The 22,626-nt window shown below is 63.4% G+C and carries 21 protein-coding genes and 3 pseudogenes; 8 read left to right on the top strand and 16 right to left on the bottom strand.

Annotation, left to right across the window (positions count from 1 at the left end; all coding sequences use genetic code 11):
- The gene (locus QN084_RS11575; RefSeq protein WP_069695986.1) at positions 1–363 is read left to right on the top strand and encodes a VOC family protein; all 363 of its coding nucleotides are present in this window, start codon (positions 1–3) and stop codon (positions 361–363) included.
- 6 nt (positions 364–369) lie between these two features.
- On the opposite strand, the gene QN084_RS11580 is transcribed toward QN084_RS11575, so the two are convergent.
- The 7 genes from QN084_RS11580 to QN084_RS11610 form a co-directional block, all read right to left on the bottom strand.
- The gene (locus QN084_RS11580; RefSeq protein WP_069695987.1) at positions 370–1,167 is read right to left on the bottom strand and encodes an SDR family NAD(P)-dependent oxidoreductase; all 798 of its coding nucleotides are present in this window, start codon (positions 1,165–1,167) and stop codon (positions 370–372) included.
- 88 nt (positions 1,168–1,255) lie between these two features.
- Positions 1,256–3,232 (bottom strand): APC family permease, encoded by a 1,977-nt coding sequence (locus tag QN084_RS11585; RefSeq protein WP_069695988.1) that lies wholly within the window; start codon positions 3,230–3,232, stop codon positions 1,256–1,258.
- Positions 3,233–3,381: 149 nt separating this feature from the next.
- On the bottom strand, positions 3,382–4,062 hold the full coding sequence (locus tag QN084_RS11590) for a response regulator (RefSeq protein WP_069695989.1): 681 nt from the start codon (positions 4,060–4,062) through the stop codon (positions 3,382–3,384).
- Positions 4,059–6,569 carry a DUF4118 domain-containing protein gene (locus tag QN084_RS11595; RefSeq protein WP_285751746.1) on the bottom strand — a complete coding sequence of 837 codons (2,511 nt, stop codon included), beginning with the start codon at positions 6,567–6,569 and terminating at the stop codon, positions 4,059–4,061. The genes QN084_RS11590 and QN084_RS11595 overlap by 4 nt, the downstream gene beginning before the upstream one ends.
- Positions 6,570–6,717: 148 nt before the next feature.
- On the bottom strand, positions 6,718–7,209 hold the full coding sequence (locus tag QN084_RS11600) for a hypothetical protein (protein ID WP_069695991.1): 492 nt from the start codon (positions 7,207–7,209) through the stop codon (positions 6,718–6,720).
- 95 nt (positions 7,210–7,304) lie between these two features.
- Entirely contained in the window at positions 7,305–7,787 is a 483-nt protein-coding gene (locus QN084_RS11605) for a hypothetical protein (RefSeq protein WP_021471341.1), read from the bottom strand.
- Between the two features lie 32 nt (positions 7,788–7,819).
- Positions 7,820–8,770: an iron-sulfur binding domain-containing protein gene (locus tag QN084_RS11610; protein WP_062094576.1), complete on the bottom strand. Its 951-nt coding sequence runs from the start codon at positions 8,768–8,770 to the stop codon at positions 7,820–7,822.
- 127 nt (positions 8,771–8,897) lie between these two features.
- Here QN084_RS11610 and QN084_RS11615 point away from each other — a divergent pair, with 127 nt between their 5' ends.
- Entirely contained in the window at positions 8,898–9,566 is a 669-nt protein-coding gene (locus QN084_RS11615; RefSeq protein ID WP_021471339.1) for a hypothetical protein, read from the top strand.
- A 16-nt stretch (positions 9,567–9,582) separates the two neighbouring features.
- Here QN084_RS11615 and disA read toward each other — a convergent pair whose 3' ends face one another.
- From disA to QN084_RS24060, 4 genes are all read right to left on the bottom strand, one after another.
- Positions 9,583–10,659 (bottom strand): DNA integrity scanning diadenylate cyclase DisA, encoded by a 1,077-nt coding sequence (disA, locus tag QN084_RS11620; protein ID WP_021471338.1) that lies wholly within the window; start codon positions 10,657–10,659, stop codon positions 9,583–9,585.
- A gap of 247 nt (positions 10,660–10,906) precedes the next feature.
- Positions 10,907–11,443, bottom strand: coding sequence for a potassium transporter TrkG (locus QN084_RS24050; RefSeq protein WP_310649515.1), 537 nt, complete (start codon positions 11,441–11,443; stop codon positions 10,907–10,909).
- A 39-nt stretch (positions 11,444–11,482) separates the two neighbouring features.
- Positions 11,483–11,983, bottom strand: a complete 501-nt coding sequence (locus tag QN084_RS24055) for a potassium transporter TrkG (RefSeq protein WP_310649516.1) — start codon at positions 11,981–11,983, stop codon at positions 11,483–11,485.
- Between the two features lie 35 nt (positions 11,984–12,018).
- Positions 12,019–12,327: a hypothetical protein gene (locus QN084_RS24060; RefSeq protein WP_310649517.1), complete on the bottom strand. Its 309-nt coding sequence runs from the start codon at positions 12,325–12,327 to the stop codon at positions 12,019–12,021.
- A gap of 345 nt (positions 12,328–12,672) precedes the next feature.
- On the opposite strand from QN084_RS24060, the gene nhaA reads away from it, so the two are divergent.
- From nhaA to QN084_RS11640, 3 genes and pseudogenes are all read left to right on the top strand, one after another.
- Positions 12,673–14,049, top strand: a complete 1,377-nt coding sequence (gene nhaA / locus QN084_RS11630) for a Na+/H+ antiporter NhaA (protein WP_021471335.1) — start codon at positions 12,673–12,675, stop codon at positions 14,047–14,049.
- A gap of 163 nt (positions 14,050–14,212) precedes the next feature.
- A pseudogene (locus tag QN084_RS11635) lies at positions 14,213–14,419 on the top strand (ATP-binding cassette domain-containing protein); the annotation flags it as partial.
- Between the two features lie 154 nt (positions 14,420–14,573).
- Positions 14,574–15,419 carry an efflux permease Rv1217c-related protein gene (locus QN084_RS11640; RefSeq protein ID WP_139126864.1) on the top strand — a complete coding sequence of 282 codons (846 nt, stop codon included), beginning with the start codon at positions 14,574–14,576 and terminating at the stop codon, positions 15,417–15,419.
- 86 nt (positions 15,420–15,505) lie between these two features.
- Here QN084_RS11640 and radA read toward each other — a convergent pair whose 3' ends face one another.
- The 3 genes and pseudogenes from radA to QN084_RS11655 form a co-directional block, all read right to left on the bottom strand.
- Positions 15,506–16,879: a DNA repair protein RadA gene (gene radA / locus QN084_RS11645; protein WP_021471333.1), complete on the bottom strand. Its 1,374-nt coding sequence runs from the start codon at positions 16,877–16,879 to the stop codon at positions 15,506–15,508.
- A gap of 94 nt (positions 16,880–16,973) precedes the next feature.
- The gene (locus QN084_RS11650; protein ID WP_021471332.1) at positions 16,974–17,255 is read right to left on the bottom strand and encodes a hypothetical protein; all 282 of its coding nucleotides are present in this window, start codon (positions 17,253–17,255) and stop codon (positions 16,974–16,976) included.
- A 28-nt stretch (positions 17,256–17,283) separates the two neighbouring features.
- A pseudogene (locus QN084_RS11655) lies at positions 17,284–18,459 on the bottom strand (Y-family DNA polymerase); the annotation flags it as partial.
- 139 nt (positions 18,460–18,598) lie between these two features.
- On the opposite strand from QN084_RS11655, the gene QN084_RS11660 reads away from it, so the two are divergent.
- The 3 genes from QN084_RS11660 to QN084_RS11670 are packed head-to-tail and all read left to right on the top strand — an operon-like array spanning position 18,599 to position 21,827.
- Positions 18,599–19,861 (top strand): site-specific integrase, encoded by a 1,263-nt coding sequence (locus tag QN084_RS11660; RefSeq protein WP_069695992.1) that lies wholly within the window; start codon positions 18,599–18,601, stop codon positions 19,859–19,861.
- Positions 19,858–20,820, top strand: a complete 963-nt coding sequence (locus QN084_RS11665) for a tyrosine-type recombinase/integrase (protein ID WP_069695993.1) — start codon at positions 19,858–19,860, stop codon at positions 20,818–20,820. Before QN084_RS11660 ends, QN084_RS11665 begins: the two co-directional genes overlap by 4 nt.
- The gene (locus tag QN084_RS11670; protein ID WP_069695994.1) at positions 20,817–21,827 is read left to right on the top strand and encodes a tyrosine-type recombinase/integrase; all 1,011 of its coding nucleotides are present in this window, start codon (positions 20,817–20,819) and stop codon (positions 21,825–21,827) included. Before QN084_RS11665 ends, QN084_RS11670 begins: the two co-directional genes overlap by 4 nt.
- 112 nt (positions 21,828–21,939) lie before the next feature.
- On the opposite strand, the pseudogene QN084_RS24065 reads toward QN084_RS11670, so the two are convergent.
- Positions 21,940–22,068: pseudogene (locus tag QN084_RS24065) on the bottom strand (Y-family DNA polymerase); the annotation flags it as partial.
- Complete coding sequence (locus tag QN084_RS11675; RefSeq protein ID WP_031216180.1) at positions 22,061–22,492, bottom strand: LexA family protein; 432 nt, start codon at positions 22,490–22,492, stop codon at positions 22,061–22,063. The gene QN084_RS11675 and the pseudogene QN084_RS24065, both read right to left, overlap by 8 nt.
- Positions 22,493–22,626 lie beyond the last annotated feature (134 nt).

Consider the following 22,626-nt stretch of genomic DNA (forward strand, 5'->3'; position numbering starts at 1 on the left):
ATGGCTATAGCGAAGCATCCCAGTGTTGTTATCGATTGCCCGGACGCGCGCGCCCTGGCCAACTTCTATGGCGAGCTGCTGGGTTGGGAAGTGTCCAACGAAGAGGGCGACTGGATGGACATCCGTCCCGCCGACGGCAGCAACTGTATTTCCTTCCAGCAAGTAGACGCCTACCAGGCACCGGTGTGGCCCGGCCAGACCATTCCGCAGCAGATGCACTTCGATGTGGTGGTGGAGGATCTCGACGAGGCTGAAAAAGCCGTCCTGGCGCTGGGAGCCAGCAAGGCCGACCATCAACCGGGCGAGACGTTCCGGGTGTTCCTCGATCCGGCCGGGCATCCGTTCTGCCTCTGCCTCTCCTAGCCGGAATTAGTCCTTTGCCGAACCGGGTTCGCTGAGCCGGCGGCCAAAGGCGGCGCCGGCGGCGTCGGGCAGGATGTTGGAACCCAAACCCATGGTGCGGGACTTGACGGAGCCTCCCAGGGCCGTTCCCTCACCCTTCATGAGGGCCCTGAAACCTTGCTCCGCCACCTGCGCCGCGTCGTCCTTCTCTTCGCTTCCCACTTTGGTGTCCAGGAGGCCTGCCTTCTCGAAGAACGGCGTCTCCGTTGGCCCCGGCAGGAGCGTTGTGACGCTGACGCCTGTGTCCTTCAGTTCATTTCGCAGCGCCTGTCCGAAGGATTGAACGAACGACTTGGAAGCCCCGTAGATCGCTTGGAAGGGCGCGGGTGTGCGGGCAATGATCGACGACGTGAACAGGATCCGGCCGCTGCTGCGGGCGGCCATGTCCCTGGCCACCCACTTCGCGATGCTGACGGTGGCGGCGACATTGAGGTCGATGATCCTCAGCTCCTGGGCGAGGTCCGTCTCGATGAAGGGCCCGCCGACGCCGATGCCGGCGTTGATGGCAGCGGCTTCGAGGGGTTTGCCGAACGCACTGACCGCTGTCTGCAGGGTTCCGGAACCGGACCTCTCGGCCAGGTCTATCTGAAGCGGAGTCGGTGTTCCGCCCAAGCCAGCCAGGCTTTCGGCCGCGCTGCGGATGTCCTCTCCGTCGGCCACCATGATGGTGTCGAAGCCGTTGCTGAGGAACTGCTTCGCAAGCTCGTAGCCGATGCCGGAGGAAGCTCCTGTGACCAAGGCCAGGGGATTGTCGCTGGTTTCCATGATTCTAAGGGTACTTAGTATTTGGTGGAATGGCACGGGTGGAGCCGGCCCTTTTTTGCAGCGGTGGAGGCTTCTGACCGGTTCCCGTTCAGCCGACGTGGACCCACGGGCGCTTGGTGACATCGGGAACTGCTTCGCGAAGGACTTCCCGGGTAACGGGTGCAATTTCGCCCTCGCCGAGGACCAGGAACCTGAAGAGATTCGTCAAGGGATTGCCTTCGGTCCAACGGAAGTAAATGTGCGGCATGAGCCCGGTGGCGTCCCTGATGTGGAGAAGGACGGAGGCAATGGTGTTTGGAACCACCGGGCCATGGACTTCGAGGATCTTGTAGCCGTGGCGGGTGACGCCGCGAACGTGGAGTTCTGTTTCGAAATCGGATGAATCGTCCACGATCACTTCGAGGAAGAGGGGATCGTGAGCGAGGGGAAGGTGGCTCACCTCGATGGCCGAAGCGAGCTTATCCCGGTAGGCCGCAGCAGAAACACGCAGCGGCTCGTGGGCGATGAGGGCGATGGGGCCTTCCCAGGTGGTGGACATGAACTCCAGTGCCTGCTCGTCGAGGTGAACCCGGGTGGCATGAAGTTCAAAAGAGCGCCGGACGCGGGAGAGCAGGGAAATCACCACGATGCCCAGGATGAAGATTGCCGCGATCCTGATGCCCTCCGGGCGCTCAATAACATTGGTGATGGTGGTGTAGATGAAAACAGCGGCGATGGCACCAAAGCCCACGGTTCGTTTGGGTTGTTGCTTCCGACGGGCCGACAGCGTGACGGCGACGGCGGCGGAGGTCATGAGGACCAGGACGCCGGTGGCGTAGGCACCGCCCTGGGCGTCGACGTCGGCGTCGAAGATGACCGTGATGAAGAACGCCACGAACGTGAAAACGAGCACCAACGGTCGGACGGCTTTTGCCCAGTCCGGGGCCATGCCGTACCGGGGAAGGTACCTCGGTACCAGGTTCAGCAGACCGGCCATGGCGGAGGCGCCGGCGAACCACAGGATCGCGATGGTGCTGATGTCGTAGACGCTGCCGAAACCGGTCCCCAGGTACTCGTGGGCGAGGTAGGCCATGGCGCGGCCGTTCGCCTCTCCTCCTGCTTGGAATTCGTGCTCCGGGATGAGGACCACGGTGATGAAGCTGGTGGTGAGGAGAAAGCCGCTCATGATCAGCGCGGCAGTGGTGAGCATGCGCCGGGTTCCCCTGATGCGGCCTGCCGGGTTGGCTTCGGAGTCCCTGGCATCGCCGCGGACCTGGGGCATCACCGCAACGCCGGTTTCGAATCCGGACAGGCCAAGGGCCAGTTTCGGGAAAACAACCAACGCGACCGCCACGGCCATGAGCGGGTTCCCATGGGAGGTCACCAAGGTGTTCCACCAACCGTTGACGGCCAGCGGATGCGTGAAGACCTGGACCAGGGTCACGGCCACCACCACGGCATTGAGTGCAAGATACAAGGCAACCAGAACGACGGCGACCCCGATTGCTTCCCTGAATCCCCGCAGGAAGACAGCGCCCAGGAGTGCCAGCAGGAACAGGGTGATCAGCACGTTCTGCCCGTGCAACCAGCCGGGAACAACAGGATTCTCAATCAGGTGCGCAGTGGCGTCGGCAGCGGAAAGCGTCATGGTGATCATGAAGTCTGTTGCGGCGAAGCCAAGCAGGACCAGGACCAGTAGCTTGCCGCGCCAGCGGGGCAGCAAACGTTCGAGCATGGCGATGGACCCTTCGCCCCGGTGGCTTTCACCGGCCACGCGCCGGTAGACCGGCAGGGCACCGAGAAGTGTCACGGCGACCAGCACCAAGGTAGCCAGCGGCGAGATGACGCCGGCAGCGAGGGCAGCGATGGCCGGCTGGTAGCCCAAGGTAGAGAAGTAGTCCACACCCGTCAGGCACATGACCTGCCACCACGCATGCTTCCTGGTATGGGCATCGCCCACAGCACCCGGGCCCTGGTGGAGGCCTTTACTGTCCTGCAGCCCGAACAGCAGCCAGTTCTTCAGGGCCTCCCCGCCTTTTGGGCGGAGTGCAGACGGATCTGCCGGGGGCCTGCTCAACGTGGTCATGGATTCCTTTCCGCGCTGCAAGACGTCGGCACCGCGTTCAGTGCGAAGCTAACACCGGCCATGAACTGCGGATCGGGAAAGGAGTTTTTCTTGATAAATCTTTTACGCCCGCCACTTCGGAGTCTCCGCGGGCACGCGCGCGGCCGGTTTCAGGGCTCGAAGCGGTACCCCATCCCGGCCTCGGTGAGCAGATGTTTGGGCCGGGCCGGGTCGCTCTCAAGCTTCCGGCGCAGCTGCCCCATGTAGACGCGCAGATAATGGGTCTCGTCGGCATAGCCCGGGCCCCACACTTTCGCCAGCATCTGCTGTTGGGTGATGAGCTTGCCGGGGTTCCGCACCAGCAGTTCAAGGATCGCCCACTCCCGGGGCGTCAAACGGACCGCGGCTCCGTTCCGAAGCACCTTCCGGTTGGCCAGGTCGACCTCAAAATCCCCTACGTCGACCGTCGGGCCGTGCGCCCCGACGTCGGGGGCCAAACGGCGCCCAGCGACGCGGAGCCGCGCCAGAAGCTCATCGAGGCCGAACGGCTTCGTGACGTAGTCGTCGGCACCGGCATCCAGCGCCCGCACCTTGTCGACGGACCCGTGGCGGGCGGAAAGGACGATGATCGGCGTGATGCTGGTGCGGCGGATCCTGGCGATGACGTCCACGCCGTTGATGTCCGGCAGCCCGAGATCCAGGACGATGACATCGGGCGCGCTGGTTTTGGCGTGGTTCAAAGCTGACAGTCCGTCCAACGCCGTCAAGACCCGGTAGCCCTCGGCCTGCAGGTTGATTTGCAGGGCCCGAAGGAGCTGCGGTTCGTCATCCACCACCAGAACGGTCCTCACGATGCGCTCCCCACGGCCCTCTTGGACGGACCGGTGCTGCCCGGGCCTGTGGAGAGCGGCAACCGGATCACCATCGTCAGGCCGCCACCCGGCGTCGGCTGGGCAATCAGCTCACCGCCCATCGCTTCGGTGAAGCCTTTCGCCACAGCCAAACCCAAACCTATGCCCGAGCCTTCCGGGGCATCATCGAGCCGTTGAAAAGGGTGGAACATCGCCACCACGCCGCCCTCCGCGACGCCTTGGCCGTGATCGACAATCCGGAGCTCGCCGCAGGGCCGGCCATTCACCATGGCAACCCCGGCTGCGCCGGACGCGCCAACAATGACGACGTCGGACCCGGGTGCATATTTCAGCGCGTTCTCAACGATGTTGGCTATCACCCGTTCAAGCATGCCGATGTCGGCCTCGATCACCGGCATGTTGGGGGCGAGCTCTACCCGGATCCCTCCTGAAGGCAGGCCCCGCAAGGCGTCCTCAATGGCATCGCGCCACGTCACCGGGGCGGACAACGGAGTGGCCGAACCGCTGGATATGCGGGACATGTCCAGCAGTCTGGCAATCAGTGAGTCGAGCCGGTCGGCATAGGAATCGATGGTGTCCAGCATCTCCGTCTCCAAGGCTTGGGGCAGCCGCCCTTTTTGCCGCTGCAAGGCCGTGACGGCCAGTTTGATGCCGGCCAGGGGAGTCCGCAGGTCGTGGCTGACGGCCCGCAGGATGGACGTGCGGATGCTGTTGCCCTCAGCCAGTTTCCTGGTGCTTCTGAGTCTGTTGTGAAGCAGCTCCCGCTGGCGCAGCAGGAGAAGATGGGCGCCGTGGGCGGACAGGAGCCGCCGGTCGCCCGCCGTTAAGGTCCGGCCGGACAGCACCAGCGCAGTATGGGGATCAGCCAGCTCGACGGCGTCAGTACCTGGCGTTGCTGCGTCCGGCGAGGGTGGCCTGCTTCCGGAAAAGGCTTGCAGCTGCCAGGGCCGGTCGTTCGCATCGGACGGCCTGGTGAAAAGGCCTGCAGATTGCACCTGGAAGGTCTCCCGGGTCTTGCCGAGGAAGGCTTCCACGGAATCGTCTGATATCAAGGCGTCCCTGGCCAAGCCGGCCAGGGTCCCGGCCTCGGCTTGGGCCCGGGCGGCTTCACGGGTCCTGCGCGTCGAGATGTCCACGAGCAGTGACACCGATACTGCTGCGCAGAGGAATACCAGTAACGCAAAGAAGTTCTGGGGGTTGCTGATGCCCAGCGTCCCTACCGGCTCCGTCTCGAAGTAATTCAACAGCAACGAATCCAGAAGGGCTGCCAGCACTGCCGGCCACAGGCCACCAACGAACGCTACGGTCACTACCCCGGTCAAGTGGATGAGTACGTGCGTGGCGAGGTTCAGATCCGGGACAACGGCCAACACAGCGGTACTCAGGGCCGGCAGGAGGAACGCCAGGATGAATCCCGCGATTGTCCTGGTCCGCCCCAATGAGCCGGACGGGAGCTGCGGGAGGGTCCTCGGCCCGGCCGAACGGGAGACCATGTGAACGTCAATATCTCCCGATCCGCTCACGACCCTGTAGCCCACGTTGCCGCCCAACACACGGCCGGGGAGCCGGCGGTGCGGTACGCCCACCACGATCTGCGTAGCATTCACGCTCCGGGCAAACTCCAGCAAGGACTTTGCAACGTCCTTTCCGACAAGCGTGTGATAGCTGCCGCCCAACTCCTCAACCAGCCGGCGCTGCTCAACCAACAAGCGGGAGTCCGCCGTCGGGTTCTCTCCGGGGCGGGCTACATGGACAGCCAGCAAGTCCCCGCCATTGATCCGGGACAGGATACGGAAAGCCCGCCGGATCAACGCCTCGTCGTCCGGGCCGTTGCCTAGCGCCACCACAACGCGCTCGCGGGCAGGCCACGTCGCAGTGATGCCTTCATTGGCCCGGTATTCAGCCAATCCCTCGTCCACCCTGTCCGCCAGCCAGATCAAGGCGATCTCGCGAAGAGCAGTGAGGTTGCCAAGCCGGAATTCATTGGCTAGGGCAGCGTCCACCATGTCCTGCGGGTAGATGTTCCCGGCCAACAGCCGTTCCTGGAGTAGCTCCGGCGCAATATCAACGAGTTCAATGTGGTCCGCGCGGCGCACAATGTCATCCGGGATGGTTTCCGCGGGCGACAGTCCCGTTATTGAGGAGACGACGTCGCTCAGCGAAGCCAAGTGCTGGATACTGGCGGTCGACAGCACATCAATCCCGGACGCGAGCAGCAGTTCGATGTCCTGCCACCTATGCGCGAACCGGCTCCCCGGGGAGTTGGAATGGGCGATGTCGTCCACAACAACAATGTCCGGGTGCCGGCTTACCACTGCGTCCACATCCCATTCCGGATCCGGGCCGCCGGAAAGGTCGCCTTGACGGTGCCCGATGGCCTCGAGACCCAAGACGAGGCCCTGGATGTCTTTCCTCCCGTGATCATCGATGATGCCGACAACAACATCCCGGCCCAGCGCCGCAAGCTGACGGGCTTCCTGGAGCATGGCGAAAGTCTTGCCCACACCAGGCGCCGAGCCCAGAAAAACGCGAAGAGTACCTCTTGCCACACTCACAGTCTTGCACCATCAAACGCTGCCGGCGTAGGACGCCGGAGTCTTCGGGTCAAGAAACCCGGGTGTTCGGGGGCAGGCCCTATCCGTCCAGCGGTCGACAGCCCTCGGCCGGCACTTCCACGGGCTTGCCGGCAGGCCTGTGGAAGGAATCCAAATACAGTCTGTAGGAGTCTACGCTGGCGCTCGCGGGCCCGGCTGAGCACTCGCACCTGTAAACGAAACGCATCCAGGCATGACCGACCAGCGCCCGCACCCAGGCTTCGCACTCGTCCGCCGGAATCTCAGCGTGCAGCCCGGTTTCCTCGTGGTGGGCGGCCAGGGAAAGCGTGACGCAGGTCCCGGACGGCGCGGGTCCAGGGGCGAACCAGCCAAGCTCCACAACTTCTGCAACCAGCGTCAGTTTGATGGTGGCGTCCTCCATGGAAGGGACTGGTCCCAGTCGGTGGAGGCGGCGACCGGAGCGGTGGTCACTGGGCGATGTGAGATCTGTCAGGAGACTCTTCAGCTCCGGCCCATGGGCGCGCTGTATGCGGGCGGCCAATTCCGTTGCGGAGGCAACGCGCGTATCCATGGCTTTTTCCATACTGCGCACGACGCCTCCCAACCGTTACCTACACGCAGGAGCGAGACTACCCGGCGGGGAATTAATTAGCCAGAGCCATGCCACTATTCCTGCCGTAGTCCCGTTTCATCCAGGACGAGGCTGGCCGTCACGACTCTCTGGCACTGCTCACCGAAGGGGAATCCACCCTTGGGGGTGAAGGTCAGCGTCCGTGACGGAAGGGCAGTTCCTGCCGGCGCGGTGCCGCTCACCGTCGCGTCCAGGGGGGATTCAGCCAACGCCGGCAACTCGAGGAATCCACGCATGGTCCCGTCAGGGGAGGACTTCGCGGAGCACACGCCCTCCGGCGTGCAGCCCTGATCGACGGACACGGAGCCGGGGTACAGCGCCACGTCGCCTTCCGTACACACCCCGTCCTGGCAGGCTTTGAGGTGGAGCTTGCCCACTGAAGCCGAGTACCCGGACGACACCGCCACTGATACTCCGGCAACTTGCGCCATGGCAGGGCAGGCAACAGGGCCTTCCCAGCAACCGTGCAGCAATCCCACGGTTCCCGCCAGCGTCAACGCCAATGTCATCCTGCCCATGGCTTCAGGGTAGGCGCACACCCCGGCGAGGACTAGGCCGGAAGCCGCAAACCGCCGTCGTGCATTTCTGCCAGACCGTCCTTCAACAGCCCGTCCAGGGCGCGCTCAAGTTGTTCGGGGGCTGAATTGAGCCGGTGCAGCGCGGCCAGCGGGACTCCGACGCCGCTGGGCGCGAACCCGAGATCTGCAGGCGCCTGCTCGAACATCTCGCGCGGAACGGGACCCGCGGCTTCGCGGAGGACGGCCATCACGGCACCGCGGACCTGCCGGTCGGTGCCGTGCCACGCCTGGCCCTTGGGGGTGTACGACGGCGGCGGCTCACCTGCCGCGAGCCACGCGCAGCCGGCGCGGACCGGGCAGTCCACGCACTTGGGATTGCGGGCCGTGCAAACCATCGCGCCAAGCTCCATGGCGGACGCGTTCCAGCGGACGGACAGCCCACGGTCCTCGGGTAGCAGCGCCTCCGCGAGGCGCATTTCCGCCGCCGTCAGGGCCGGTGCCGGGAGGGCCTGCCCGGAGATGAGGCGGGCATGCACCCGCCGGATGTTGGTGTCCACCACAGTTTCCCGTCGACCGAATGCAAAAGCCGCGACGGCGGCTGCGGTGTAGGAACCCACGCCGGGCAAGCCCAGCAGTTCCGCGTAGTTGTCCGGCACCGCACCTTTGTGCTGGTCCCGGATGGCGACGGCGGCGGCGTGCAGTCGGAGGGCCCGGCGCGGGTAGCCGAGCCGGCCCCAGTGGCGGACGGCGTCGCCCGACGGGTGGCCCGCGAGATCCGCGGGAGTTGGCCAACGCTCCATCCAGTCGCGCCAGACAGGGAGCACGCGGACCACAGGGGTTTGTTGGAGCATGACTTCGCTGACCAGGATTCCCCACGGGCTGCAGTCAGGCTCACGCCAGGGAAGGTCGCGGGCATTGGCGTCAAACCACTGGTCCAAAGCCTCGTGGAGCAGCCACAGATGGCCGGTATTTTTCGGTGTCATGCTGCCCTCTACTGTAGTTGACCCGAGGCCTCCCGTTTGGCGGCCGGGGCACCATGGCGGACGTCACATTGCCCGCAGGCGGCGTGGTGGTGAGGTCCCTTGAGGGTCAGCCGCCTAGCCTAGAAATATGGCCACCCAGGGTAAGCAGCAGTCGTCAGCGCGCTCTTCTGCGCCGACGCAAAAGCGGCGCCCAAGCCCGGCCGTGTACCGACGTCGGCGTCTTGTTGTCCTCATCGGCCTGCTGGTGGTGGTCGCCTTGCTCGTTGCTGGTATTTCAGCCATCACCCGTGCGCTTGCCAGCGGTTCCGAGCCCGAGGCTGTGGCTACACCCTTCCAAACCACGCCGCCGTCCCCGGCTGCTGCTCCGTCCGGCGCGACCGCCACGCCTTCTGCCTCCCCAACGCCCGTTTGCGACTTCAACGGCATGACGGTGGCGGCAAAAACCGACAAGCCGGCATACGGGCCTGAGGAAATGCCGTTGCTCACCATGACCATCACCAACGGCGGATCCGCGCCCTGCGAGGTGAACGTGGGCACGTCCCAAATGGAGTACCTGGTGATGAGCGGATCGGACCGCATCTTCTCCTCCAAGGACTGCCAGACAGGCGGCGTGGACCTCATCAAGACCATCCAGCCAGGCAAGAGCGAAACCGCGAACTTCCCCTGGCAACGCAACCGGACACTGGAAGGCTGCGGTGCGATCAACGCCAAGCCGGGCGGGGGCGGTGCGTACTACACGTTCGAGGCGCGGCTGGGAAACAAGACCAGCCCGAAGGCCGTGTTCCAGCTGAACTAGGCCCGTCTCCGGTTGTTTAGAGGAACCTGTCCAGCAGGCTTGCCTCTGCCATGCGGCTCAAGCCTTCACGGACGGTGCGGGCGCGCTGGTCTCCGATGCCGTCCACGGTCATGAGGTCCTCAATGGTGGCTGCCATGAGGTTCTGGAGGCCGCCGAAGTAATCCACCAACCTGTCGGCCACGGCCTTGGGAACGGACTTCAAACCGGACAGAAGCCTGTAGCCGCGCGGCTGGACCACGGCGTCCAGCTGCTCAACGCCACCGGCGAAGCCGATGATGTGGGCGATCTTGCTGAGGTCGATGAGTTCGGTGGGGCCGAGGTTCAGAAGCGCTTGAACGGAGGCCTCAATGTCTTCGGGCGTTGCGTCCGGATCGGCATAATCGCGGATGATGACGTCGATGCCCGGGCCGCGGCCCATGGTGAGTTCCTCCACCTGGAGGGACAGAAGGCGGCCGTCCTCGCCCAGTTCCAACACGTACTGGGCGATTTCCTCGGAGATCCGGCGGACCATTTCCTGGCGCTGCAGCGTCACCGCAACATCCCTGACCGTGACCAAGGCTTCAATTTCCAGGGCCGAAAGCGAGCTGGTGACCTGGTCCAGGCGGGCGCTGTAGCGTTCCAGCGTGGCGAGGGCCTGGTTGGCGCGGGCCAGAACTTTTTCCGAACCCTCCAGAACGTGGCGCAAACCGTTCACGTAGAGGGCGATGATCTGCATTGACTGGCTGACCGAAATGACCGGTACACCGGTCTGGATGGCCACGCGCTCGGCCGTGCGGTGCCTGGTGCCTGATTCCTGGGTCTCGATGCTTGAATCCGGAACCAGCTGGACAGCGGCCTTGATGATGTTGCTGGCGTCCTTGTCACAGACGATTGCGCCGTCCATCTTGGCGAGCTCACGGAGGCGGGTGGGAGAGAACTCAATGCCGATCTCAAACCCGCCCGAGCAGATCGAATCGATGGTGCGGTCCGAGCCCAGTACGATCAACGCGCCGGTACGGCCACGGAGGATGCGTTCCAAACCGTCACGCAGGGGAGTTCCGGGTGCGACTCTGGCCAGAGTCGCCTTGAGCGATTCTTCCGGGCTCCGGGCCATAGGGTTTCCCTTCGAAGGTGCAAGCCACGGCTCACAGACAAGCTGAATCCGGCATCCGGCGGCATGGAACAAAAATGCCCTGATGACGGCTAGCACCATGATATGGCTTCCGGACACCCTTAACCGCACCAACAAGCCCCAAAGTGGGCCATTTCGTTATGTTTGGGATGGCTCCGAAAGTGGATGGCCGGCGTTGTTTGGGGAGCGCACTTCCTGCCCAAGAGTCTGGACATCGGCTGATGCCACGTCAGCCGATGATCGGTCTTTCTTCGGGGAGTTGGTAGAGACGGGGCCGGTTGGAGAGTGCGAGGGCGGAGGCAACTGTGATGGTCCCGATGCGTCCGGCGAACATGAGTGTGATGAGGACCCATTGGGCGTCCGCGGGCAGGTCGTAGGTGATTCCGGTGCTGACGCCGACGGTGGCGAATGCCGAGATCGCTTCGAAAAGGACCCGGTCCAGGCTGTGGTCGGTGAAGATGAGCAGGAGCAGGGTGCCTGTGATGACGGCGCCGACGCCGAGCAGCGCCACCGATAAGGCCTGGCGTTGCGCCGATGAGCTGATGGAGCGGTGGGCGATGGTGACGTGCTCGCGTCCGCGGATTTCGTTCCAAATGGCGAAGGCCAGGAGAAGGAAAGTGGTGACTTTGATGCCGCCGGCGGTCCCGGCGCTGCCGCCGCCGATGAACATCAGGATGTTAGTGACCATGAGTGTTTCGGGTGATGCGACGCCGTAGTCGATGGTGTTGAACCCGGCGGTGCGCGGGAACACAGTTCCGGCGAACACGGCGAGTAGCTTTCCTCCAGTGGGCAACTGGCCAATGGTCTAATCGCGGTTCCATTCAAAGGTGCCGAAGAGTACTGCACCGAGTATGAGTAGGCCTATGGTGCCGTAGATGGTCAGGCGTAGGTGCACGGACCAGGCTTTGGGTCGGAACCCGTCCTTGTAGAGGGCGATAAGCACCGGGAACCCGAGTCCGCCTGTGATCACAGCGAGGCAGATGGGGACGATGATCCAAGGATCTGAGGCAAATCCCATGGGGTTGTCGCTGTAGAGGGCGAAGCCGGCGTTGTTGAAGGCGGAGATCGCGTGGAAAACCCCATGCCAAAGGGCAGTGCCGGCGTCTGCGTCGTAGGCGAGCCAGAACCTGCCGGCCAGGACCAGTGCGGTGACCGCTTCGACGGTCAGCATAATCCGTGCCACACGGAAGAGGACGGAGCGGACATCACCGAAGTTCAGGGTGTGCGTTTCTGTCTGGGCTACCAGTTGTCCCCTGAGGCCGATTGTCTTGCGGACCAGCAGTGAGAGCAGAGTCGCCAGAGTCATGATCCCGAACCCGCCAACCTGAATTAGTCCCAGGATCACGACATGCCGAAAGGCGTCCAGTAGCTGGGGGTGTCAACGGTGATCAGGCCCGTGACGCACACCGCCGACACTGACGTGAACAGGGCCGGGAGCCCGGCGTCATCACCTGTAGCTGTCCTGGATATGGGAAGAGTGAGCAGCCCTGTCCCGAGAAGGATGACGGCGAGGAAGGCCAGGGGAACGGACCGGACCGGGTGAAGAGTGGCGCGGGCCAGCTTACCGCTGTGCCGTCCTGCTTCCTTCCACCACTCATCAGTGCTTATGCCAGCGGCTCCTGGTTTCGGTGTTACCTTACGCAACCTCATGTCGCTTCAGCTGACGTGCCGCGTAGGCACCGGGAACTGTCCGGCGGGAGAAAGCCTATGGTCGTGCAAGGTGTCGTGTGCGTGCATTCGGGCGTCGCCTCGTTGTCGTTCCGCTCTGGGCCTGAGCAGCGTAGCAGCGGGCTTGGCGGCATTCGGGGGAAAAGTCCGCAGCCTTTACGAATCCTTAACGCCTTGGGTAGGGAAGGCCAAAGGATGGCGGCAACGGAACGTGCTCCGCGCACTGGCAGCCGTGAACCCGGCAACTGTGTCCCGTAGACTTGGATCCAGGTGAGCCGGGAAGTCTGGTCGGCATGGTTACTTGTCGTCTTGCTTTAGGAGCATCCCATGCCTTTGCCACCTGCCGGTGCCCGGCCCTCAATCCTTGGTCGTGGCAGTTATTCGGAATCGTTGCGTATCGGTGCGATCCTCCGGAAAGAGACCGTCGGCGGCGCACTGTTGGTCGTTGCCACCGTGATCGCGTTGGTGTGGGCAAATTCGCCGGCGTCGGAGAGTTACTTTGCACTGCGCGACTTCAAGATCGGTTACGAACCGTGGCATCTTGAGTTGAGCCTGGGCGCCTGGGCGGCCGATGGGTTGCTGGCGATCTTCTTCTTCTTGGTCGGTCTTGAGCTTAAGCGCGAGTTTGTTGCCGGCGACCTGCGGGAGTTCAGTAAGTCCGTCGTCCCGATCACTGCGGCGGTCGGCGGCGTGGTGGTACCAGCTCTTATCTATGCCCTCGTCAACGCAGCCAGCCCGGAAACGCTGCGTGGATGGGCGATCCCAACGGCAACAGACATCGCCTTTGCGGTCGCCGTCTTGGCGATCATCGGTTCCCACCTTCCCGGCGCTTTGCGGATATTCCTGCTGACCTTGGCCGTGGTCGATGACCTGATCGCCATCACCATCATCGCTGTCTTTTACTCCACCGACATCCAACCGGCCCCGTTGTTTATGGCACTCATACCACTTGGGGTCTACGCGTTCCTGGCGCAGAAGTACCGTCGATTCTTCGGCACCAGAGCTGCCGCTGCGTGGCTGATCCTGCTGCCTCTGGGCGTTGTGACTTGGGCGCTTGTCCATGCCTCGGGAATCCACGCCACAGTCGCTGGTGTTTTGCTGGGCTTGGCCGTACCGGTCATCCGCTCCAAAGCAAGCGGCGGCCCAACCGCCGGTCCGGGGTTGTCCGAGATCTTCGAACACCGCTTCCGGCCCATCTCCGCCGGTATCGCTGTGCCGGTCTTCGCTTTCTTCTCCGCAGGGGTGGCCCTGGGCGGATGGGACGGACTGGCATCGGCCATGACTGACCCGGTCGCTGCGGGCATCATAATCGCCTTGGTGGTCGGAAAACCCGTCGGGATCCTGACGACTACATGGCTCCTGACCAAAGCCACCCGGGCCGCACTGGACAAGTCACTGGCGTGGATCGATGTGCTGGGCGTGTCGATGCTGGCGGGGATTGGGTTCACTGTCTCCTTACTGGTTGCAGAGCTAAGCTTCGGGCAGGGCAATCCCCATGATGACCACGCGAAAGTTGCGATCCTTGCCGCATCCCTCGTGGCAGCGCTGCTCGCTGCGGCAGTGCTCAGCACCAGAAACCGCCACTACCGCATGGCTGAAGCCGAAGAAACAGCTGACGCCAACAATGACGGCATCCCCGACGTCTACCAGCAAGACAAACCACAGAACAACGTTGGTGGCGCCGCTAACCAGCCAAAACCGTGACCTTTTTAGTGCCTGGGCCGGCTCTTCCGCGCGTTGTACGGCGATTGTAGTATGTCGCTTGGAGAGCCGGGAAGCCTGGTCGGCCCACACGCGTGACGGCGTGCGGTTCGCTGCGGCTACCGCCGGGGCGTGATCACTGCGACCCAAAGGAACGTGTCCGGCCATGCGCACACATCCCTCTTCTGTCATCCAGATTTCCCGTCTCGTCAAGAACTTCGGCAGTACCGTTGCCCTTTCAGGGCTGGAGCTGTCCGTCCGTGCCGGCGAGGTTCACGGCTTCCTCGGTCCCAACGGCGCGGGAAAATCGACGACCCTTCGCATCCTCCTCGGGTTGATCCGATCTGATGCGTGGTGCGGGGGACGCCCTTGGCACCCCGGATCAGTCCATGTTGCGCGTTGTCCCAGGGTGGCCCTCGCTGTTCTCACCCATCGGCTGGGGCCAACGTATCCGTCCTTATACGGATAAAGACCTGTCTCCCTTGCTAGTTCTCACTGGCTCCGCACTGGTTTTGGCGGCAGTTGCCGTGACACTCAGAAAAGGCAGGGACCTGGGGGACAGCTACATCCACGCACGAGATAACGGTCCCGAACGCGCAGGGCCGGGCATAAGGTCCGTGATGGGCCTTGCATGGCGGCTCCAGCGGGGAACACTGGTTGGGTGGTGCTTCACGGCGGCCGTGCTGGGCCTGGTGGCCGGAGCGCTGGGGCCGGTGATCAGGGACGCCCTCGTAGGAAACCCCTCAATCGCCGAGCTGATATCCCGGCTAGTCCCCGTCAAAGCCAACATGATCGACCTGTTCACCACCGCCATGCTTGGCCTTGGTGGTGTGATGGCAGCTGCCGCCGGTATCCAGGCCGTGCTCCGGCTTCGGGTTGAAGAAGTCGAAGGGCGGGCCGAACTGCTGCTGTCAGTGCCCACACCACGCATCCGCTGGCTTACAGGCACCTTGGCCGTCGCAGCGCTCTCCACTGCCGCCATTCCTGTCATCACCGGGGCTGTGGCTGCCACAGTGCTTGCGGTCTCACAAGCAGGCGGGAGCAGCCCGGACATAGTGGTGGCCGCGTCCCTGGCGCACGTCCCTGCAGCACTGGTGTTCCCAGCGCTCACCGCGCTCGTGTTCGCCTTCACGCCCCGCTTATCCAGCCCCGTCGGGTGGGCGGCACTGGGGGCCGCGCTCGTCCTCGCACAGTTCGGCGAACTTCTCGGGCTGCCCGCCTGGCTCCGGGACCTTAGCCCGTTCCGGCATTCCTCGGCCATGCCGGTCGAAACTTTCAACCTCCAAGGCGCCCTGCTAATGTCCGGTACGGCCCTCATAGTGGCTGCGCTCGCGGGCCGCGCTATCTACCGCAGAGACCTCACCGTCCCATAAAAGGCTTTATTGTTCGCTGTGTTTGTCCTCGGGCGGGCTGCACTGTGGCGCGCTCAAGGCCGTACCGCGCAGCTGGATGGCACAGCTTAGGTGATCAGCAGTTCCAGCGCCTCCGCAAGATGCCCTACCTCACGCACGGAGAAGCCTTCGGGGATGACCCCGGCTCCCGCAGGACTGGCCGGAACGATCGCGTGCGTGAAGCCGAGCCGATGGGCTTCCTGGATCCGTTGATTGATCCCGGGCACCGGACGGACTTCACCTGCCAGCCCCACTTCGCCAAACGCGATCAGGCGCTGCGGAAGGGCCTTGCGGGACTTGGCAGATGCGACAGCGAGGGCCACCGCCAGGTCCGTTGCGGGTTCGCTCAGTTTCACCCCGCCCACGGTCGCCACATAGGAATCGTCCTTGTGCAGCATGCATCCTGCCCGCTGCTGGAGCACTGCCAGCAGCATGGCAACACGGGAACTCTCCAAGCCGCTGGTGGCCCGCCGCGGTTGGGCGTTGGCGCTGTCCGCCAAGAGCGACTGCACCTCTGCAAGGAGAGGGCGGCGCCCCTCCATAGTGACCGTGATGCAGGTACCCGAGACGGGTTCGCGGGTCCGCGAAACGAACAGCCCGCTCGGATCAGCCAGTCCTTCGATTCCGGCCTCGTTCAGGTCGAAGCAGCCGACGTCGTCCGTGGCGCCGTAGCGGTTCTTGACGGCGCGAAGCAAGCGAAGCCGTGAGTGGCGCTCGCCTTCGAACTGGCACACAACATCCACCAGGTGTTCAAGGAGCCGCGGCCCGGCAATGTTTCCGTCCTTGGTGACGTGGCCGACCAAGAGAGTGGTCATGTTGCGGCGTTTGGCAGCGGCGATGATTGAAGCCGCGACTTCGCGCACCTGGGAAACACCGCCAGCGCTGCCTTCGACGTCGGCACTGCTCAACGTCTGCACCGAGTCCACGATGAGGAGTTTGGGTTCCAGCTTTTCCACCTGGCCAAGCGCCTGGCCCAGATCCGTCTCTGCCGACAGGTAAAGGGTGTGCGCCACCGCATCGATCCGCTCGGCCCTCAACTTCACCTGTGCAGCGGACTCTTCACCCGTGATGTAGAGGACGTCCTGCCCGGTGCGGGCAAACTTCGCGGCGACGTCCAGCAGGAGGGTGGACTTCCCGACGCCGGGTTCCCCGGCGAGCAGGATGACGGCGCCGGGGACCAGCCCTCCTCCCAGGACGCGGTCGAGTTCGTCCACGCCTGTGGGCAGGAACGCTGCGGTTGTCCCGTCTACCTCAGCGATCCGGCGGGCCGGCTCCAGCACTGTAGCCGCCGCCGTCGTACGCGCAACCGTGGCGCCGTACTCCTCGACGGTTCCCCAGGCCTGGCACTCGCCGCACCGACCCACCCATTTGATGGCCGTCCAACCACATTCGGCGCATTTGTAAGCGGGTGTCTTGGAAGCACGGGACGTCTTGGAAGCCATGCGTTCAAGGTTAGCCGGGGGGACTGACAGGATAAGGCAGCGATCTGTTCCCGGGGTTGTTCCGGCACGGCGGCGCGGCACGGATCATAGGGCATCAGCTGATTGATTCGAGCCGCCAAGCGACGTCCAGCGGCTCCCGGCGAAGTGTGAAAGTCCGCAGTTCCGCCCCTGCCGTGGGGAGTTTGGCTTGGACTTGCCAGTGCTCGCGCGGGGTGTCACCTGCGGAGTCCTGCGTAAACCAGTGGTCGGCGTGGATGTCCGGGTCCACCATCCAGATCACTCCGTCATGGCGGATGGCCATCGGGGTGCCGCCGGGGCTGAACCGGACAGCGACCTCATGGAGTGTGCAGTTCGGGTGTTCGGGAGCCAGGGTCATGGGGGCTTCTTTCTACTTGTCAGCAGGGTCAGGCGGCTTTGACGAGGGGGAGTTCGTCCCAGTGGGTGGTGTATCTGGGGGAGAGCATGTCGCGTTTCATGGTCCAGTCGGGTCCGCCGCGGATGCCTGCGTGCCCGAGGCCGATTGTTCCGCGTCCATAGCGTTTGGAGATGTCCTCGAGCAGGGTCCCGATGCCGCGTTCTTCGTGGGGATTTTGGAACAGTTCCAGCGGCTTCTGGTTCCCGGTGGGACGCAGGTCGGTGACCATGATTCCCGCCCGCACGTACTTCACGTTTTCGTGGATCTGGGGGAGCAGTGCATGGGCGGCCCTGGTGAGCAGCACGGGGTCGGCGGTTGGTGCGGGCAGGGTCAGGCAGACCGACGGGAAGGATTTCTCGTTGGGGTTGAAGTGGGACGTAGCGGCGAACGCGGTCAGGACCTTGGCCTGCAGGTCGTGTTTGGCCAGGCGTGCAGAGGCCATCTGGGCGTAGACGCTCATGACCTGCCGCAACCCTGCCGCCGTGGTGATCGGCGTGGAGAAGGAACGGGAGAAGATCAGTTGGTCCCTGCCGACGCGTTCCTCTTCCATGGGGATGCATGGTGTGCCTTGCAGTTCCAGGACGGTGCGCATCATGACGATGGAGAATCTGTCCCGGATCGCCACGGGGTTCGCCCGGGCCAGATCCAGAATCGAAAAGATGCCCATCGCGTTCAGGCGCTTGGTGAGCCGGGTGGCGACTCCCCAAATTTCGATCACGGAAAGCCGCCCCATCAGCGCCTCGCGCTGTTCCGCGGGTACTGATTCCCACCTGCATACGCCGCGGAAGGCCGGATTGTGCTTGGCCCATTTGTTGCACAGCTTGGCCAGGGTCTTGGTGGGGGCTATGCCGACACAGACGGGCACGCCGACGTGCCGCCGGCAGGCCGTACGAATGGTCCGGCCCAACTCCAGCAGTTGCTCCGGTTCGCCTTTGACGCCCAGGAATGCTTCGTCGATTGAGTAGACCTCCAACCAGGCCGAGTAGCGGCCCAGCAATTCCATGACCCGGGCGGAGATGTCGCCGTAGAGTTCGTAGTTGCTGGAGAGGGCCACCAGACCCCATTCCTTGGCGCGGGGCCGGAGTTTGAACCACGGCTCGCCGAGGCCGATTCCCAGCTTCTTGGCTTCAGGGGAGCGGGTGACCGCGCAGCCGTCATTGTTGGAGTTCTGTTGCCGGGGTGGTTATGTGGCGGCGGACGCATGATGGTGCGTTCTTCCGGCTCTGCGTCGTTGTTCCATGGCACATAATTGCCGGCGGGCGGATGGTGGTTACTTCATTTCTTCTGTGAGAAGGGAAGTTGCCATGTTGGAAGAGTATTTCGCGAAGCCGTCCACTGTTGATCGGCTGCGGAGCTCGTGGATGGGCGCGGCGATCGAGGACTATGTTGTTTGGCTGGCCGCGCACGACTACAAGGAAAGGTATGTCTGGTCGCGGGTTCCGATTGTCTTTGCTTTTGGTGAGTTCGCGGCCGCTCGTGGCGTCACCCAGATTGAGGAGTTGCCAGCGCAGGTAGACGCGTTCGTTGAATATCGGGTGGGCCTTCACGAGGAGCACACGGGCTCGAGCCGTTCGATGGCCAATGAGGTCCGGGGCCCCGTGGAGCACATGCTTTCGGTTGTCCTGGACGGTTATGAACAGACCGGCCGGAGGCGGAATCTGCACCCGTTCGCCGACACTGTCCCGGGCTTCTTCGACTACCTTGTCCAGGAGCGAGGCATCCGCCCGCTCACGATACGCGGTTACCGTATCCACCTGGATCACTTTGAAACCTACCTGAGCCAGATCGGTGTGAAGTCCGTGCAGGAGCTCTCCCCGGCGATCCTGAGTGCCTTCCTGGTGGAGCGCGCCGGGACAGGACTGGCGAAAACCACGATGCGGGATGAAGCGGTTTCATTGAAGGTTTTCCTGCGGTACGCGCACCGTCAGGGACTGCTTTCCGCGGACCTGAGCCCGACAGTCGGATGGCCTCAGGTTTACCGGTTATCGGACATTCCAAGGTCTATCTCCTGGGCTGAGGTCAACCAGGTTCTGGCTGGTGTTGACCGCCGGACTGAGACCGGCCGACGCGATTATGCCATTTTGTTGTTGCTGGTCACCTACGGGCTGCGCGGCCGGGAAATCGCTGCCCTGACCCTTGATGACATCGACTGGAAGCATGAGCGCTTGGCCATTCCCGAACGCAAGGCCGGTCACTCAACAGCGTTTCCCCTTTCCGCCGTGGTCGGCGAGGCTCTCGTTGACTACCTTCAGCATGGACGCCCCACAACCAATGACCGGCATGTCTTCATGCGAGCGATCGCCCCTCGTCGGCCCCTGAGCGCTGCCGCAGTTTCGTCCTGCGCCCGCTTTCACCTGCTCAATGCCGGCATCGAGGTCCGCCGGCCGGGGTCTCACACTTTGCGCCATTCAGCAGTGCAACGACTGGTCGATGCGAACTTCACACTGAAATCCATCGGCGACTTCGTCGGACACCGCTCGCCCCGTTCCACCGAGGTCTACGCCAAGGTCGCAGTCGAAGCGCTCCGCGAAGTCGCACTAGGTGATGGCGAGACGGTGCTGAAATGAACGCGAACCTTGCCTCGACCGTCGCCGACTTCCTGGCCTATAAGCGGGCACTGGGCAGGAAGTACTTGTCTGAGGAAGCCACCTTGGACCTGCTTATCGACTTCACCGAAGAGCACGCAGTAACGGACCTGGCCGGACTCACGCCGGGGCTGCTCGATGAGTTTGTGGCCTCCCGGCCGAGAGAGCGGTCGCGTAGTTTCAACCATCTCATCGGCGTTACCAGCACTTTCCTTGCCTGGGCCATCGCCCAGCAGCGGATGGACGCAGTTCAGTGGCAAGGCAAACGCCGTCACGAGACGGACCGGCGACTGCCGTTCCTGTTTGATCCAGCCCAGGCCCACCAGCTCCTCAACGCCGCCGCGGCCCTTCCCGACTACTCCCGCGGCAGGGGCCGCGGCCCGACCTATCACGCGATCTTCGCCCTGTGCTACGGGCTCGGGCTCAGGGTCGGGGAGGCCTGCAGCCTGCGCCTGGAGGACATTGATACCGGCAAGCAGCTACTCATCGTCCATGGCGGAAAATTCGGCAAGAGCCGCTTGGTCCCTTATGGTCCCCGCATCGGAGAGCTGCTCGCTCTTCAACTCCAGCGCCGGAACGAGAAAGGAGGCACCGGACCGGATCCGTTGTTCACTTTCGACGGCCGACACAGCGTCACCTCATGCGGCGTGAGCGAAACGTTCAGACACCTCACCGAGGAACTCGCGTTTCCCGTTCCCGCGGGAACCAGCGCACCCCGCCTGCACTGCCTACGTCACTCCTTCGCCGTTGGATGCCTGCTGCGCTGGTATCGCGAAGGCCTGGACCCGTCGGCCATGCTCATCCAGCTCTCAACATTCATGGGACACGTCAGTCCCGCATCCACCGCTGTCTACCTGACCATCACCCCGGAACTTCTCTCAGAAGCCAGCCGCAGATTCGAAGCATTCGCCAAACCCGTCTGGTCGGAGGAAAAACCATGACCGGAAACCAACAACTAGGACAACTGGTCCACTCCTTCTTTATCGACCAGCTCACCACCGTCAAGGGCTTACGGCCCTCGTCAATGCGCAGCTACAGCGACACCATCCGTCTGTTGCTGTGCTTCGCGGCCCAGCAAAAGGGCACCAAAATCACCAAACTCACTCTCGAGGATATGAGCTTCGAGCACGTCCTCGGCTTTCTCCGATATTTGGAAGAGGACCGCCACAACCACACCCGAACCCGCAACCAACGACTGGCCGCCCTGCACACTTTCTTCGAATACATCGCCAGCCGGGAACCCGCAATGCTCCAAACCTGCCAACGGGTTGCCGCCATCCCTACCAAACGCGTCCCACCAGCGCAGACACACTTCCTGGAACGGGACGAGATGGAGTCGCTGCTGCACCACCTGCCAGCCAGCGGCCGCTTCGCCCAACGGGACCACGCCCTGATCCTTTTCCTCTACAACACCGGAGCCCGGGTCCAGGAAGTCGCCGAACTTCGCGCCGGGAATCTCGAGCTCGGCGACCGGGCCCTCGTCAGGCTCCACGGCAAGGGAGACAAATGGCGGACCTGTCCGCTATGGGACCAGACCGCGAAACTGCTCACCGCACTGCTGGCCAAATCAGGACATCCACCCGCAGCCGACGCCCCGGTCTTCTGTTCGGCCACCGGCGAAGCGCTCACGCGCTTCGGTATCTACAAAGTCGTGCGGCGGCTCGCCGGACATCTCGATAAACCCGGAACCCACCGAACCGTAAGCCCTCACATCTTCCGCCATACCGCAGCGATGCACCTGCTGGAATCCGGAGTAGAAATCAACGTCATCAGCGACTGGCTCGGCCACGCCGACCTGACAACCACCAACCGCTACGCGGAAATCAACACCAGAACCAAACTGGAAGCCCTGCGAGTAACCGAACCGTCCGACGCTTCAGCGGCACACCGCCCCACCCCCGTCTGGCGATCCGACGAAACCCTTCTGAACTGGCTCTCAAACCTATGAAGATTATGTGGCCCTGCAACCGCCCAAAACCAACGGACCAAACCCCGCTCTCCCGGACAGGGCCACATAACCACCCCGGCAACAGAAATCGAATTATGTTCCGCGGAACATAATTGGAGAGCACTATTACCGGTTTGCCTTCCAGGGAAGGGTTGAAGGCGCGCTCGGCCGAAGCGTAGAAGCAGTTAACGTCCACGTGCGCGATTTCCTGCATCCGGCGCATCAGTGCTGGCCTAGACATGGTGCAGGCACCTCGTGGCCACGCCCCAGATGGTGAGTTCGGACAGCGCCGGAACCACGATGTCCGGAAAACGGGGATTGTCCGCCTGCAAAATCACGGCCGTGGGAGTGATCCGGAGCCGCTTGATGGTCAATTCCCCGTCAAGCACCGCGATCACCACGGAGCCGTCCTTCGGTTCCAAGGCACGGTTGACGATCAGCTCGTCCCCGTCACTGATCCCGGCCTGCTCCATCGACTGCCCGGTGACCCGGACGATGAATGTGCTGGTCACATCTTTGATCAGGTGCTCGTTGAGGTCGATCCGGCCCTCAAAGTAGTCCTGCGCCGGCGAGGGGTAACCGGCGGCCACCGCGACCGGCGCCACCAGGATCCTCACCAGAGACAGTCCCGCATCTATCACGCGGGGGCCAACTATCACGCCCACAACACACCTTTTATTCGAATTTATGTTCGAATTAACTGTACTGCAGGCGGCCGACAAAATAGCGACTCCACCAAGTTGCACCTGATGCAGGATGTGCAGGGGTGGTAGCCCTGCAGGTTCGTCCGGGTCGTGGC

This window comes from Paenarthrobacter sp. R1, from assembly GCF_030264015.1.
Taxonomy (GTDB): domain Bacteria; phylum Actinomycetota; class Actinomycetes; order Actinomycetales; family Micrococcaceae; genus Arthrobacter; species Arthrobacter ureafaciens.

Excerpts from the sequence above, each read along its gene's own strand:
- QN084_RS11575 (WP_069695986.1), top strand. The coding sequence starts at position 1 with ATGGCTATAGCGAAGCATCCCAGTGTTGTTATCGATTGCCCGGACGCG.
- QN084_RS11580 (WP_069695987.1), bottom strand. The coding sequence starts at position 1,167 with ATGGAAACCAGCGACAATCCCCTGGCCTTGGTCACAGGAGCTTCCTCC.
- QN084_RS11585 (WP_069695988.1), bottom strand. The coding sequence starts at position 3,232 with ATGACCACGTTGAGCAGGCCCCCGGCAGATCCGTCTGCACTCCGCCCA.
- QN084_RS11595 (WP_285751746.1), bottom strand. The coding sequence starts at position 6,569 with ATGCTCCAGGAAGCCCGTCAGCTTGCGGCGCTGGGCCGGGATGTTGTT.
- QN084_RS11600 (WP_069695991.1), bottom strand. The coding sequence starts at position 7,209 with ATGGATACGCGCGTTGCCTCCGCAACGGAATTGGCCGCCCGCATACAG.
- QN084_RS11605 (WP_021471341.1), bottom strand. The coding sequence starts at position 7,787 with ATGGGCAGGATGACATTGGCGTTGACGCTGGCGGGAACCGTGGGATTG.
- QN084_RS11610 (WP_062094576.1), bottom strand. The coding sequence starts at position 8,770 with ATGACACCGAAAAATACCGGCCATCTGTGGCTGCTCCACGAGGCTTTG.
- QN084_RS11615 (WP_021471339.1), top strand. The coding sequence starts at position 8,898 with ATGGCCACCCAGGGTAAGCAGCAGTCGTCAGCGCGCTCTTCTGCGCCG.
- disA (WP_021471338.1), bottom strand. The coding sequence starts at position 10,659 with ATGGCCCGGAGCCCGGAAGAATCGCTCAAGGCGACTCTGGCCAGAGTC.
- QN084_RS24055 (WP_310649516.1), bottom strand. The coding sequence starts at position 11,983 with ATGACTCTGGCGACTCTGCTCTCACTGCTGGTCCGCAAGACAATCGGC.
- QN084_RS24060 (WP_310649517.1), bottom strand. The coding sequence starts at position 12,327 with ATGAGGTTGCGTAAGGTAACACCGAAACCAGGAGCCGCTGGCATAAGC.
- nhaA (WP_021471335.1), top strand. The coding sequence starts at position 12,673 with ATGCCTTTGCCACCTGCCGGTGCCCGGCCCTCAATCCTTGGTCGTGGC.
- radA (WP_021471333.1), bottom strand. The coding sequence starts at position 16,879 with ATGGCTTCCAAGACGTCCCGTGCTTCCAAGACACCCGCTTACAAATGC.
- QN084_RS11650 (WP_021471332.1), bottom strand. The coding sequence starts at position 17,255 with ATGACCCTGGCTCCCGAACACCCGAACTGCACACTCCATGAGGTCGCT.
- QN084_RS11660 (WP_069695992.1), top strand. The coding sequence starts at position 18,599 with ATGTTGGAAGAGTATTTCGCGAAGCCGTCCACTGTTGATCGGCTGCGG.
- QN084_RS11665 (WP_069695993.1), top strand. The coding sequence starts at position 19,858 with ATGAACGCGAACCTTGCCTCGACCGTCGCCGACTTCCTGGCCTATAAG.
- QN084_RS11670 (WP_069695994.1), top strand. The coding sequence starts at position 20,817 with ATGACCGGAAACCAACAACTAGGACAACTGGTCCACTCCTTCTTTATC.